Below are 14645 nucleotides of genomic sequence, written 5' to 3'. Positions count from 1 at the left end.
TTTTTGAACACCTTAATTCGTCGTTAACTTACTTTGGATAATCGGTGCCCATTTTTCAAATTCTACAAGAAACCCATCATGACCAAATTTCGTTCCTACTTCATAATAGGTTGCTTCCTTGCCTAGCCTTTGCATATGGCTGATAAAGGCGTTTAATTCTCTTGGCGGGAAGAGTAAATCACCGCTATAACTAATCGAGTAAATTGGTGCTTCTATTAGTGCAGCTGCTTTTTTCCATCCGCCACGATCGCGACCAATATCGTACGTATCCATCGCTTTTAATAAATACAAGTAACTGTTGGCATCAAACCGTTTTGTTAATTTTTTACCTTGATAATCAAGGTAAGATTCAATTTCATAAGCTATCTCTTCATGCGCAACTCCTGCTGGTGCTCGCTGCTCACGTCCAAAGCGTTCATTAAATAAATCTCCGGAGCGATACGTGATCATACCAATCATTCTCGCTAAGCTAAGCCCGTGCTCTGGAATCGTTTCAGCAGTGTAATTACCGTTGTTCCATTTTGGATCTTGCAGGATAGCTAATCGAGCAATGTTATTAAATGCAATTGCATAATCGTTTAGGTAAGGTGTTACGGCTACCGGAAATAATAGATCCATATAATCGGGATATAAAATTCCCCATTCTAGCGCCTGCATGCCACCGAGCGATCCGCCAGTAACTGCCTTTACATGATCAATTCCTAACTGCTTTAATGCTTTATATTGTGCATTCACCATGTCACGTACCGTAACAAAAGGAAAATCGGTACGATAAGCTTCTCCTGTGATTGGATTAATACTCAATGGACCCGTGCTACCATTGCATCCACCTAATACGTTAAACGAAATCGTTTGAAACTGGTCGGAATCAATATAACCACCAGATTTAATTAAATTTGCCCAATAGCCAGGGCTTTCTTCCGTTCCTACAGCATGCTGACTACCAGTTAAAGCATGGCATATAAGAATAACAGGATCAGACGTTGAACCAATTCGTTCATAGGCTAGCTCTACTTTCGGAAGAGTCTTTCCTGATTCCAATACGAGTTCACCAATATCAATTGTCCCTGTCTCCCTAAATGTGGCGACTGTTGCTTTCATCGGCGTCACCTACCACCCTTCCAAGAAAATATCCATCAAAAAAGCCTCTCTGCGGAAACAGAGAGGCATACTAATAAAGTTAGTCTCTCTTATCTCCCAAGCATAACGCTCGCAGGAATTGGCACCTTTTCAAGTATATAAAAATACTTAATGGTTGCCGGGTTTCATCGGGCCAGTCCCTCCACCTCTCTGGATAAGAAAACGAATTACTATTCAATTAATTTAAATTATCAATTTCATTAATACGAAGTTTAGCACGCAGAAATTCGACTGTCAATATAAAAAGTATAAAAAGTTGTAAAATTAAGATAACTGAATCAATTTCATAATTACTCTACAGAATCATTAACAAATATTATGATAATAACCATACATGTCCTTTACTGATGAAAGAAATTAGGCTTCTGCGTCAGATCATCATAATGGCTATGAAAAATATGTGTAGACGCAGGTGACAGTGGTGGAATTAACCATGACCACCTGCCAGTGAGCTCTCGTTCTGCTTTTGCCTCTTTTTCTTCAAACATCTTAAACTGCTGTGCTGCCGTATGGTGGTCAACGATCGTAACGCCTGCTTTTTGGAAAGATTGGAGAACAGCTTTGTTCAGTTCGACTAGCGCTTCGTCTTTCCACAAAGAACGGTTTGAATTTGTGTCCAACCCTAAATGCTCAGCAACGGCCGGCAACAAATTGTACCGATCTGTATCTGCAAGGTTTCTAGCTCCAATCTCCGTGCCCATATACCAGCCGTTAAAAGGGGCACAGCCATAGTTGATCCCGCCAATCTCAAGACGCATATCTGCAATAATCGGCACTGCATACCACTTCACTTCTCGTTCGCCAAAAAGGTCATGATTAGGGTGCTCGATCACAACTTCAACAATAATATCGGCCGGAATATCCATCCATTGAGGTTCATCCTCATCTATTTGCACCACTAATGGAAGGATATCAAACGCACCAAACTTTCCCTCCCAGCCAAGCTCCATGCATCGCTCCGTAAATGCCACAGACGCCGGATCACCGATGATACCGTCTGCGGTTTGATAGCCTGCATAGCGTAATAGCTGATGGTTCCAGATTCTCACTGTCCGATTGTTACCTGCATCTGCATTAAATATCGTAATCGCAGACTGGACTTTACCATTATTTGTAGCAAACACAATATGCTTAAAAAGCAAATCAAACACATCAGACGCCTCGGTGATCTCTCTAGCATCAATCACCTTCAAGCGATTCCAAAACAACCGTCCAATGCAACGATTGGAATTGCGCCAGGCCATTTTTGCTCCATGACTCAATTCCTCAAAACTATGCTTATAGGTTCCCGTTTCGTTAATTTCTGAAATCACTTCATCTATTCGTTGCTCAATCTGAATCTCGTTTTTCCCAAGTTCGAAGTAACACGTTCTTATAAAGGATGCTGCTTCTTGTATTAACTCAGCATTTTCCAAACGCTGTAAATTATTATTTTTCATAGCTACCTCCAAGTTCAATAGTGTCATTTTAGCAAAACTTTGGAGTAATCCGAAATAGTATGATTGCGTAAGAAAAAAGCCAAGGACCTCCATATCATATGGAGGTCCTTGGCTTACTGGAAATAATGTAACGCGCCCGGAGGGATTTGAACCCCCGACTCTTGGTACCGGAAACCAATGCTCTATCCCCTGAGCTACGGGCGCAAGACAACTTTATTAAATTTGTGACAAAAACCATTATAACCGATAGCGCTGCTTATTTCAATTACTGTTTTTCCTATCTATAAATTGTGCCCATACCACTAGGTATTTGTCTGCATAGGTTATAAAGGATTTCAATACAAATGTAGGAAATCATTACAAAAACACCTTGCAAAAAATTGCTAATAGACTTATGTCTTGATTTCACTATTGGAATCAAGGCATTTTTTGTCTATTTTCGTAAATCTTGTGGATATGGCAAATTTCCTATAAACGTGTCAACATTTGTATGGAAGCGATTTTTAGCTTAGTTTTCACTAAGGGATCGGACCAATAAGATTCCTGCCAACACACCCATTATTGCTCTTATTTCTAAGCTTCTCAATGGATTGATGGCATTAAAACCGTCAATCCCAAACCATAGTATCCAACTTCCAAATGGTATAGTGGAAAATATAATAAGGATCAGCGTAAGGACAGCCTTAGCGCAATCTACCTTAACCTTTTTTAAAGCAATAATCTTTTTAACTTTTTCTGACTCAATTAAAATTCCGAATAACAAGTAGAGAAAACTGATTAAAAGTCCGTAAAGTATCATTCCTTCCCCACTGTAATTAAGTACTACCTTATACTCTTTAAGGACTAAGGATATTACCATTAGAAGAATAATACCAATGACCGTTTTAAAAAGTAACTTATTCATTTTCAGTACAGCCTCCCTCCTCAAATTCAACATAAATTTCTATTCTTTGCATAATCTTCTTATGTAACTTTAACATAAAATACCAGAACCCTTTATGCTTTCTATGGAAATTTAACTAAGTTCTAAAACCACACTATTGTAGAAAATAGGCATTTTATAGTAATATCAATCAATTCCTACTACTGACAAAACCTATGCTGCCATGTTTATATTGTGTAAAAAAGGGAACGCTGAATTTAGGTAATTTACGCTACAATTAATACATACGATGTAATATAGGGACTATGATGATAAAAGCTCACCTTATCTACATAATTATTTTTGGCTTTTTCGTAAAGTTTGTTGTTTTTTAAACTTCATAATTGAAATGAAAATGCGACATAGTGCTTGTGATTTCCGCTCCAGGCAGTCACTTTACGCTAGTTTAAAGCGTTTTTCTTTAAACAGGCACGGCTTCAGCTAACTCAGAAGCAAATGTTTTCGGTGGGACGAGTAATCGCAGTCCCAAAATGCGCTTCTGAGTGGATCTTCAGCTCGCGCTTTTCCCGCAGGACTTTGAATTAACTTCCCCGAATTACACCGCACGAAGAAAATGCGGTTTTCATTTTCGAAGATCGACTGCCTGGAGCTCCAATCACCCGTCATAAAGAGCAATCACCTTTATAGCGGAGGAAATGCACTTCGACTCCTGAGGCCCGGCAAGGGTTATGCAGGCGTTGTCCGGCATGGACGGTTTTAGCCTGTAGTCCTTAAGAAAGGGTCTAAGTGAGACCCCGCAGCGCGAAAGCGCAAGGAGGCTCACTAGCCCCCCGCGGAAAGCGAAGTGCATTTCCGGAGCGGTGCAAGCACTCTCAAAATTTTGCAGGAGTTTAGATACTACGTGAAATAACAACAACCTTTAGAAAGAAGCCTTATTTTTTAATAGGTAAACAGCTTATCGTTTGACCTTTATTGACCATTTAGTTTAAGATGTACTTAGTTACAATAAGCATATTGAACAAAGCTTAAGGAGGATAAATTGAATGAATCTAATTCCAACAGTTATTGAACAAACTAACCGCGGAGAACGTGCATACGATATTTATTCACGACTATTAAAAGACCGTATTATTATGTTAGGAAGCGGCATCGATGATAACGTATCAAACAGCATTGTTGCACAGCTACTTTTCCTAGCAGCAGAAGATCCAGAGAAAGATATTTCTTTATACATTAATTCCCCTGGTGGCTCGATCACTGCCGGAATGGCAATCTATGATACAATGCAGTTCATTAAACCAAATGTATCTACAATTTGTATCGGTATGGCAGCATCCATGGGAGCATTCTTACTAGCAGCAGGTGAGCCTGGTAAACGTTATGCGCTACCAAATAGTGAAGTAATGATTCACCAACCACTAGGAGGCACACAAGGGCAAGCATCTGATATCCAGATTCACGCAAAACGAATCATCGAGATGCGTAAAAAATTAAACACAATTCTTTCTGAACGTACAGGTCAACCAATGGAAGTAATCGAGCGCGATACAGATCGCGATAACTTCATGGAAGCACACAAAGCAAAAGAATATGGTTTAATTGATAAAGTAATGGAGAAAAAACCTGCAGAATAAGCACGTAAGGAAAAACACGTAGATTCCTAATAGAATCTACGTGTTTTTTGTTCTTCAATAACTTAAACTCTCAGACTTTTTAATTGTGTACTCGCTCATGTTATAATAAAGTACCTAGGATGAATATCAATACTACTAATTGTGAGGATACTAGGATATCCAGCAATCAACTATAGAGGTGCTAATAAATGAATAAACGATGGACGATTGATAAGATTCAAGAATTTGTAGAGAAAAATTCAGAAAGTAAGTTGCTAACGACAGAATATCATGGTTTCTCTCAAAAATTACTATTTAAATGTGCATGTGGTAACAATTTTGAAAAACAATTTAAAAAATTTAAAGACAAAAATCAACGTAAATGTGACGTGTGCCAACCACCAAAAACTGCAGAATAATTAACACAGATCAAGTGCCGACTTCCTTAACAGGAGTCGGCACTTTTTAGCATCTTATTCGTTCACTCCTGATATCAACTATAAATATGGCATCCCGTGTCCGCTATGAACAAAAAAACTTTGAAAAAAGTTTTATCTCACAAAAAGGCGTTCGATCTCGTTATACTAGGATGCAACAGACACAAAGTTAATTAGCTCCAGCAGTGCGGTTTCATCATCTGATCCATCGGCTATTATGATGATTGAATCGCCTGAAGCAATTGCCAGACTCATCACGCCCATAATACTTTTGGCATTGACCCGCTTCTCATCCTTATCAATAAAAATCTCACTTGAAAAGCGATTTGCCAGCTGAACAAACTCTGCAGCAGGTCTTGCCTGCAAACCTGATTTCAATTCTATAACTACTGATTTCTCAACCAATCTCTATTCCTCCCTCAATAATTAAGCTCTATAAATAATATATATATGAAAGCGCTACCATTGTTATGAAAAAAATTACTCTCTATCTCCAGAGAGCATTTATCATATTATAGCATACGAAGCCTATGTTTAGAAATATATTATTCATTAATCGGTTGCCCTTTTTTTATTTTGTCGGCAAACTCGTCTATTTTTCGAAGTCGATGATTGATTCCAGATTTACTAATTTTTCCTGTCGATACAAGCTCCCCTAGCTCTTTAAGTGACACGTCCTGATGCTGTACTCTTAATGTAGCAATCTCTTTTAGTTTATCAGGGAGGGAATCTAATCCTACCGTGCGATCGATGAAGCGAATATTTTCGACTTGGCGAAACGCTGCACCAATCGTTTTATTTAAATTGGCTGTTTCGCAGTTAACCAAACGATTAACGCTATTCCTCATATCACGAACAATCCGAACATCTTCAAATTTCAACAGTGCTTTATGAGCACCAATATGACTGAGAAATTCGGTGATTTTTTCTGCTTCTTTAATGTAAGCAATATATCCCTTTTTTCTTTCTAACATTCTTGCATGGAGACCAAAATCGTTCATTAATTGAACCAATGAATCATTATGTTCTTCATAAAAATTAAATATTTCTAGATGATATGATGATGTTTCTGGATTGTTAACTGATCCACCTGCAAGAAATGCACCACGCAAGTATGCCTTTCGACAACACGTTTTTTCTAAAAACTTTTCGGAAATCTCTCGTACTAAAGTAAATGGTTCTTCTAGTATATTTAATTCAGCTAAAATCGTCCGTACGCCTTCTTTCAGCCGCACAATGTACACATTGTTTTTCTTCAGCTTCATTTTTTTTCGGACGAGTAATTCTACTGGATAACTGTAGAGGGATTTAAGTAATGTATAAATTCTTCGAGCAATCGCTGCATTTTCAGTCTGAATGTCCAACACATAATCCTGTCTTGATAATGACAGCGCACCATTCATACGAATAAGTGCCGCTAATTCAGATTGAGCACAGCAACTCTCATTCGGAATGTTCGTCAGCTCTTTTTTTATTTCCGATGCAAATGACATGGTAACTCCCCCCTTATAAGTTCGAGTTCAAAAAGGTGAAGGAGGTTAAATTCCCGGATCGGAAAAATAAACCAACTCTAGCTTTCGCCACTAATCATTCGACGCCTTTTTGAACCTCTTATAATAACGAATACAAGAGTTTCGCTATTTTATCTGTATCATGACGCAGCATCGTTTTATTGTGATCGATAATATCTGCTTCAATTATTTCTAACCCCATGTTAACAAGGCGTGCAAGATCATATTCAACTGGTTGTGCATTTTCCTCTGCATAAACAGCACGCACGTCACTTTTAATCGGTTTATTGTGTACAACAATCGAATGGATACAGCCATCTCCTACATGTCTTGTAATTGCTTGTACGTGATCTGCTGCCGTATAGTCCGTTGTTTCACCGTACTGTGTCATGACATTACAGACATAGACAATTTTACCTTTCGCCCTTTTTAAGGCATCACCAATTTGCGGTACAATCAAATTAGGCAATGTACTAGTGTAGAGACTACCTGGCGCAATCACAATTAAATCTGCTTCAGATACAGCAGTAATTGCGTCAGGTAAAGGCAGAACAGGCTCCGGCTTTAAAAACACACGCTTAATTTTTTTATTAGCTAACGGTATATTCGACTCACCAACAATAATCTGGCCGTCTTCCATTTCAGCATGTAATTCCATGTTTTGGTTTGCAATCGGAAAAATTTTACCTTTCACATTAAGAACCCGCGAAATCTCTTTAATCCCGTTATAAAAATCTCCAGTGACAGAAGTCATCGCCGCGAGCAAAAGGTTTCCCATCGAGTGACCAGACAAACCATTTCCGTTTTGAAAGCGATGCTGAAACAGCTCAATTAGCATGGGCTCGACATCAGATAATGCAGCAATTACGTTTCGAATATCTCCTGGCGCAGGCATCGCCATTTCTGTTCGTAGTCTTCCTGAGCTTCCTCCATCATCTGCTACCGTTACAATCGCAGATAAATCGAGTGGATACCTTTTCAGCCCTCGTAATAAGACAGGCATTCCAGTTCCACCACCAATGACAACTACATTTGGATTACTTTTTGTCATACACTAATGGCCCTTTCGCTTATCAATGTCACGGTGGATGGTGTGTGTGACAAAGTTTGTAGAAAACTGCTTAGCTAAATGCTCAGCAATTGCAACGGAACGATGCTGACCACCAGTACAACCAATCGCAACGACCAGCTGACTTTTCCCTTCTCGCTTATACTGCGGTAACATAAATTGCAGCAAATCAATTAACTTTGATAATAGTATTTGGGTATCAGACCATTTAAACACGTAAGAAGATACCTCTGTATTTAAACCTGTTAACGGACGCATATGCTCTACATAATGTGGATTTGGGAGAAATCGAACATCAAATACTAAGTCGGCATCAATTGGTACACCATATTTAAACCCAAACGACACCATTTGAACGGAAAATATTTCTTGCTCCTTCGCGCCATATTTATTAACGATTTTTTCTCTTAGCTCTTTCGGCTTTAGATTAGTTGTGTCAATATAGTTCTGTGAACGTCCTCGCAGTTCGTCTAAAATTCTTCGTTCCTGCTGGATACCTTCTAAAGGCAGTCCATTAACAGCTAAAGGATGGGACCTTCTCGTTTCTTTATACCGAGATACTAATGACTGATCCTTCGCATCTAAGAAGAGAATATGTTCTTCTAACCAATCTTCTTTTCCAAGCTTATCAAGTGCAGCAAATAATAAATCAAAGAACTCTCTACCCCTTAAATCCATTACAAGTGCTACTTTTTGAATATTGTTCGTTGCATCTTTCATTAAATCCAAAAACTTAGGAAGTAGTGCAGGCGGTAAATTATCAACACAATAATAGCCTAAATCTTCAAAACTATGCACAGCTACAGTTTTTCCAGCTCCTGACATACCTGTAATAATTACTAGCTTTATTTCGTTCTCCTTGTTAGCCACGTTCTTCTCCCCTTTTTAAGAAATTAATGGGTCAAGACGAAAATCAATTAAACGATCATCTGGCGTATAAGTAAATACTCCGTAAACAAGTTCGTTGTATTTAAACAGCTGGGAATGAATGTGTCTGTCACCTTCTGCCATCGGCTTGTTCGACACTTCATTAATAGGTACCCATTCGAGTTCACCTTCATCGCAATAATCCACCATTTCACCAGAGAAATTACGACAAACAAACGTAAACATCATCCATTCCTCATCCACCTGTTTTTTCTCATCATGTGTCGTAATAGTAAATGCTCCCTTTAATTCAGGACTAATTAAGTGGAGACCCGTTTCTTCCCTATATTCCCTCATGACGGACTCTTTTATCGACTCACCCAGCTCCATCTTGCCACCTGGCATCGCATACCAACCATGGCGCGGTTTTTTCAATAAAAGGACTTTATTTTCATTTATTAATATACAATTCGTAACACGTCGCAAATAGATCAACTCTTTCTGTAAAAGTGCGTGTTCAAATAGGTACCGAATTAGCAGCAAGAAGTTCGAGGCGTTGAAAGCTTGAGGACCGCAGTGAAAGCTGGTTGCTTCGAAAGCATAATCCTCGCCCACAGAAAAAAATTTCTTTATTTTTTCAAGGATAGGCTTTTCCTACATGAAGACCGGAAAGATAAACTAAGTTTAATGTTCGCCACTGATCATTTGGTACCGATTTGAACAACCTCTAAAAGAAAAATGTACCCTTCTATTATACAATGAATATTTACTATCCCACAATAATATGAGCGTACGATTTAACTTTGACAAAAATCTATTTCATTATTCCAGCATAAATTTGAGCAAAAAAATAGCACAGGCAAGCGTTCACCTGTGCTTTCAAAATATATCTATTAAAAGGGGGTCAATTAGTTAACCCTATTGTAACTCATAATTGTTTCGTGCGTGTTACAGCAGCATTAAAATGTAATTACGGATATAAATTAAATGTTACAAACTGTATTATTAATTATTTAACTGCATTGAAGGATTCTTCTAAGTTCTCAATATACGCTTGCGCTGCTTGAGCAGCGATACTACCGTCACCAGTTGCCGTTACGATCTGGCGGAGCTCCTTATCACGAATGTCTCCAGCTGCAAATATTCCTGGGACATTCGTTTGCATGTTTTCATTGGTTACAATATAACCCTCATCATTGGTTATTCCAAGCGATTGGAATGGTCCGCTTAACGGGATCATTCCAATGTAGATGAAAGTACCATCTGCAGGATGCTCGTATTCTTCTCCAGACTTGTCGACAAGCGTTACACTGCCAACTTTTCCGTCCTTACCATTAATCGTTTTAACTTCCGTGTCCCAGATGAAGTTAACTTTTTCATTACTAAAGGCACGATCCTGTAAAATCTTTTGTGCACGTAATTCACTACGTCGGTGAACGATCGTTACTTTGCTTGCAAAGCGCGTTAAATAAACGCCTTCTTCAACAGCAGAATCGCCTCCGCCTACAACGATTAGTTCTTTTTCTTTAAAGAATGCACCGTCACATACTGCACAATAAGAAACACCACGTCCGCTCAATTCTGCTTCTCCAGGAACGCCAAGCTTTTTAAAATGTGCACCAGTTGCAATGATTAACGCACGAGTTTTATACTCTTTATTTCCGACGACAATTGTTTTGTATTCTTTACCATCTTTAACTTCTTTTATATCGCCATAAGCATAAGTTGCGCCAAATTTTTTAGCATGATCAAACATTTTATTTGACAAATCTGGACCTAAAATATGTTCGTAGCCTGGATAATTTTCGACATCTTCTGTATTAGCCATCTGTCCTCCAGGAATCCCGCGCTCAAGCATCAGAGTATCCAAATTTGCACGAGAAGTATAAACCGCAGCAGTCATACCAGCTGGCCCTGCTCCGGCAATAATAACATCATAAATTCGTTCATCAGACATTGTTTTTGACTCCTTCCTTACCAACTAAAAACATTATCATATGAATGCTATCCGAGGTAAACTATTCTGCTCATAAAAATGAATTTAGCTTTATTTCTTATGCTTCCCATGGACAAGGTTTGTTTCGAAGAATCGAATGACGCTTCATACCTTCTTGCCAGAGAGCTGTCGCCTTTTCCACGTTACCTGTATGGTATGCGGCCTTACTATACCACTGATAATAATCTGCATGCCCCTTCAGCTTAGAAGCTGATAAACGAATGAAACGAACGTACGCATCTTGATTGTAACCAGTTCGAGCTAATGTACTAGCAATCCTAAGCTCTTGTTGTTCATGCATAGGATAAACATTTTGCAAACAACTTATGATTTTATTATTAGCAAAAAGGTTTTGTTGCTCATAATAAAATACCGCTAAATTCGTTAAAGCATACAGCGAATTAGGGTCTTCCTCTAACCACTTTAACTCTAACTCCATTGCTTTTTCTTTATTGCCATCAAAAAATAGCGCGTAACTGTATTCATGTCTAGCCGAAACATGCTCGGGAAAGATCTCCATCATCTCTTGCAGTAACGGTATTGCTCTGTCCCATTCTTGCCGCTGCAAATGATAAAAAGCCGTTTCTTGATATAGGAGCAACTCATCTTCTTCTTCGAGCGCCCAATCTTCATCGATGTCTTCCTCATCATCAATATCTATCATTTCTAACAATTGCTCTGATTCCTCACGAAAATCGCCATCTGGCGCTTTCTCTAAATAACAAGTGATGTACTTTTTAGCATCCTGCAATAATCCTAAATGCGCATAATTGTTAGCAATTAAATAATAGCAATCAATATAGCTATCTCCATTAGTAGAAAGCACTTCTGTTAATATTTGATTCGCTACATGGTATGCACCGATTTCAGTATATATAATGGACAGTTGACATTGATAGAGTGCTTCATCCGGTGATTGTTCAACCGCTTTCTTTAACCATTTCAATGCAACATCAAATTTACGCTTTTGAAATGCGGCAACGCCTTTTGTAAAGAAAAAATCCCCTTCAGGAATAAAAGGAATGATATTATTTATAGTATTCTTTGTATCCTCTAATGTGTGCATTACATATCCCCCTAAAATGCTTGTGTTCAAAAAGGAGGACATTCTTTTTGAACGATAAATAAGTGCAGTGTATCCATAGAAGTATACCATATTAGTCTAGCAGATTATATAGGGAATCGTAGGAATGAAAACTGGTTACTAGATACCGAAATAGATTGGACTTAGGCTGTTGGATTTATGGAATTAATTTCAAAGTTGTTTTTAGTAAAATGGATTCCGGATTACTTTGGATTTTGAGGGCAGATGATGGCAAGAGGAAGTATGGCAGTTTCAACTTGCACAGCTCCTCAGAACTGTCGTAGAGACTCAAGCAATTAAAAAAACGGCTCAGATTTCCTAAGCCGCTTTACTTTAAACTCGCACACTCTAATCTTCAACCGGATGAACAGCTTCGTGCAAAAGTACTTCTAGTTCACGTTTATAAAAACTGACGTATTCTTGATCCCACTTAAATAGCTTTGCCATATAATCAATTACTTTTATTTGCTGTTTTTTAACCCAAGCTATATCAAAATAAAGCGCAGCCGTGCGACGGATAAAAAAGTCACTTGGCGTATAAATGCACTCGTCATCAATGGCATATCGCAGCATCGCAAACACGACTGGGTCAATCTCAGCTTCCAGTGCTTCATTATGCAGATTCAAGTAGTGATCAAATAACTTATCTACGTTAGTACCGTATGTTTGAATAAGGACCTTGGCATCACGTTCACCAATACCTTGGTTGATTGCATCCTGAAGCTTTTCCTTTTGAAATTCAGCAAATCCAGCTGCACCACCTACGATACCTCCGGATATCGGAATGTGCTTCGTTTCAGAACCGGAATATAGTATTCCAACCTCATCCTTCAACTTCTTAACAATCATATCAACTGTTTCTTCCGCCATTTTTCGGTAACCAGTCAGTTTGCCGCCAGCCACCGACATTAGACCTGATTTCGATAAAAACAATTCATCTTTACGAGAAATTTCGCCTGGAGACTTTCCTTCTTCCCAGATTAGTGGACGTAACCCAGCCCAGCTGGATTCCACATCATCCGCTTGAATCCCTAAACTTGGAAAAAGGTAATTAATTGCATCGACCACATAATCACGGTCTTTCACAGTAACTTGTGGATGAGCAATATCACCCTCATAACTCGTATCTGTCGTGCCTACGTATGTCTTCCCATCTCTTGGTATCGCAAATAGTAATCGTCCATCAGGTGCATCAAAGTAAACAGCCTGCTGCAAAGGAAAACGCTCCCTATCAAACACTAAGTGAACACCTTTTGTAAGGTGTAAGGTCTTGCCTTGCTTCGAACCGTCCATTTCTCTGATGGTATCTACCCATGGCCCCGCAGCGTTGACTACTTTATTAGCGAAAATTTGAAATTGATCGCCACTAAGCTGATCTTCTACTTCCACGCCTTCAATTTGGCCATCGGTTTTATAAATAAAGCCGATTACTTTTATATAATTTAAGGCATTTGCACCATATTCAATAGCTTTCTTTAATACTTCAATCGTTAAGCGTGCGTCATCCGTCCTATATTCCACATAGAAACCAGCACCAATTAAATTATCTTGCTTGATCAATGGTTCCTTTTGCAACGCTTGTTTGGCGTTGAGCATTTTTCTCCGCTCTTTTTTCTTTACATTCGCTAGGAAATCATAAGTTCTTAATCCAACATTTGCTTGCAAGGGACTAAAGGTGCCATCCTTATAAAATGGCAGCAGCATCCATTCAGGTGTTGTCACATGTGGGCCATTTTCATAGACGATTGCTCTTTCTTTTCCAACTTCAGCGACCACTCCTATATGTAATTGTTTCAGGTATCGAAGTCCCCCGTGAATCAGCTTGGTTGATCTGCTAGACGTACCCGCAGCAAAATCTTGCATTTCAAGTAGTCCAACCTTTAAGCCTCGAGTAGCTGCATCCATGCTAATGCCTGCACCAGTGATTCCTCCACCAATAACTAATACATCTAACGGATTTGCCGTTAGTGATTGTTTAATATTGTCTCGAAACAAATTAGAAAAGAACATAAGAGTCACCTCCATCAGCGACAAGCAGCTTACTATTAAAAGAACTATAAATAGTCTTACACATCCTTATCATTGAAAAAATCATCCGTTAAATTACGTTCGTCCATTTCTTCTTTCGTATAAATAATTCGCATCGGATTGCCACCTACAAAAGTCCCTGCAGGCACATCCTTATGCACTAATGTCCCGGCAGACACGATAGCTTTATCTCCAATCGTAACACCTGGTAGGATCGTGCTATTTGCACCAATCATTACTTCTTCCCCAATTGTAACGTTTCCCAAACGATATTCTTTAATCATATATTCATGTGCCAATATCGTTGTATTATATCCAATTACTGTGTTTCTACCAACAGATATTTTTTCCGGAAACATAACATCAAGCATGACCATTAGGGCAAATGCTGTCTGATCGCCAACTTTCATCTGTAAAAATGTACGATACAGCCAATTTTTCATACCGAGAAATGGTGTGTATCTGGCGATTTGAATAACGATAAAATTTTTAACCACTTTTAAGAAGGGTACCGTTTTATACACTTGCCATAAAGAATTAGCTTCTGTTGCTCGATATCTTTTTGTGTTACGCATCAC

Annotated in this window: 14 protein-coding genes, 1 tRNA gene and 1 riboswitch; of the genes, 2 read left to right on the top strand and 13 right to left on the bottom strand. The window is 38.8% G+C overall.

What is annotated here, in order from left to right; translation table 11 throughout:
* Positions 1–12: 12 nt before the first annotated feature.
* The 4 genes from metX to ACI6MV_RS12965 all read right to left on the bottom strand — a co-directional run bounded on the left by metX (position 13) and on the right by ACI6MV_RS12965 (position 3483).
* Complete coding sequence (metX, locus tag ACI6MV_RS12980) at positions 13–1101, bottom strand: homoserine O-acetyltransferase MetX (protein ID WP_407270730.1); 1089 nt, start codon at positions 1099–1101, stop codon at positions 13–15.
* Between the two features lie 86 nt (positions 1102–1187).
* Positions 1188–1301, bottom strand: a riboswitch (SAM riboswitch).
* A gap of 180 nt (positions 1302–1481) precedes the next feature.
* Complete coding sequence (locus tag ACI6MV_RS12975) at positions 1482–2579, bottom strand: nitric oxide synthase oxygenase (RefSeq protein ID WP_407270729.1); 1098 nt, start codon at positions 2577–2579, stop codon at positions 1482–1484.
* A 131-nt stretch (positions 2580–2710) separates the two neighbouring features.
* Positions 2711–2783: transfer RNA gene (locus ACI6MV_RS12970), tRNA-Arg, on the bottom strand.
* A 304-nt stretch (positions 2784–3087) separates the two neighbouring features.
* On the bottom strand, positions 3088–3483 hold the full coding sequence (locus ACI6MV_RS12965; protein ID WP_407270728.1) for a hypothetical protein: 396 nt from the start codon (positions 3481–3483) through the stop codon (positions 3088–3090).
* A 1022-nt stretch (positions 3484–4505) separates the two neighbouring features.
* On the opposite strand from ACI6MV_RS12965, the gene clpP reads away from it, so the two are divergent.
* The gene (gene clpP / locus ACI6MV_RS12960; RefSeq protein WP_407270727.1) at positions 4506–5096 is read left to right on the top strand and encodes an ATP-dependent Clp endopeptidase proteolytic subunit ClpP; all 591 of its coding nucleotides are present in this window, start codon (positions 4506–4508) and stop codon (positions 5094–5096) included.
* Positions 5097–5284: 188 nt separating this feature from the next.
* The gene (locus ACI6MV_RS12955) at positions 5285–5494 is read left to right on the top strand and encodes a hypothetical protein (protein ID WP_407270726.1); all 210 of its coding nucleotides are present in this window, start codon (positions 5285–5287) and stop codon (positions 5492–5494) included.
* 165 nt (positions 5495–5659) lie between these two features.
* Here the strand turns inward: ACI6MV_RS12955 and ACI6MV_RS12950 are convergent, their stop codons facing one another.
* The 9 genes from ACI6MV_RS12950 to ACI6MV_RS12910 form a co-directional block, all read right to left on the bottom strand.
* Positions 5660–5917, bottom strand: coding sequence for an HPr family phosphocarrier protein (locus ACI6MV_RS12950; RefSeq protein ID WP_407270725.1), 258 nt, complete (start codon positions 5915–5917; stop codon positions 5660–5662).
* A 140-nt stretch (positions 5918–6057) separates the two neighbouring features.
* Positions 6058–7005: a DNA-binding protein WhiA gene (gene whiA, locus ACI6MV_RS12945; protein ID WP_407270724.1), complete on the bottom strand. Its 948-nt coding sequence runs from the start codon at positions 7003–7005 to the stop codon at positions 6058–6060.
* Positions 7006–7123: 118 nt separating this feature from the next.
* Positions 7124–8074, bottom strand: coding sequence for a gluconeogenesis factor YvcK family protein (locus ACI6MV_RS12940; RefSeq protein ID WP_407270723.1), 951 nt, complete (start codon positions 8072–8074; stop codon positions 7124–7126).
* Between the two features lie 3 nt (positions 8075–8077).
* Positions 8078–8962 (bottom strand): RNase adapter RapZ, encoded by an 885-nt coding sequence (gene rapZ, locus ACI6MV_RS12935; RefSeq protein WP_407270722.1) that lies wholly within the window; start codon positions 8960–8962, stop codon positions 8078–8080.
* A 15-nt stretch (positions 8963–8977) separates the two neighbouring features.
* Entirely contained in the window at positions 8978–9454 is a 477-nt protein-coding gene (locus tag ACI6MV_RS12930; RefSeq protein WP_407270776.1) for an NUDIX hydrolase, read from the bottom strand.
* Between the two features lie 514 nt (positions 9455–9968).
* Positions 9969–10916, bottom strand: a complete 948-nt coding sequence (gene trxB, locus ACI6MV_RS12925) for a thioredoxin-disulfide reductase (RefSeq protein ID WP_407270721.1) — start codon at positions 10914–10916, stop codon at positions 9969–9971.
* A 97-nt stretch (positions 10917–11013) separates the two neighbouring features.
* The gene (locus ACI6MV_RS12920) at positions 11014–12021 is read right to left on the bottom strand and encodes a tetratricopeptide repeat protein (RefSeq protein WP_407270720.1); all 1008 of its coding nucleotides are present in this window, start codon (positions 12019–12021) and stop codon (positions 11014–11016) included.
* A gap of 366 nt (positions 12022–12387) precedes the next feature.
* On the bottom strand, positions 12388–14049 hold the full coding sequence (locus ACI6MV_RS12915) for a glycerol-3-phosphate dehydrogenase/oxidase (RefSeq protein WP_407270719.1): 1662 nt from the start codon (positions 14047–14049) through the stop codon (positions 12388–12390).
* 56 nt (positions 14050–14105) lie between these two features.
* Complete coding sequence (locus ACI6MV_RS12910; protein WP_407270718.1) at positions 14106–14642, bottom strand: acyltransferase; 537 nt, start codon at positions 14640–14642, stop codon at positions 14106–14108.
* Positions 14643–14645: the final 3 nt, after the last annotated feature.

It is taken from the genome of Radiobacillus sp. PE A8.2 (assembly GCF_045635475.1).
Classification (GTDB): domain Bacteria; phylum Bacillota; class Bacilli; order Bacillales; family Amphibacillaceae; genus JBJGXI01.
This window is presented reverse-complemented; position numbering and strand designations above follow the sequence as displayed.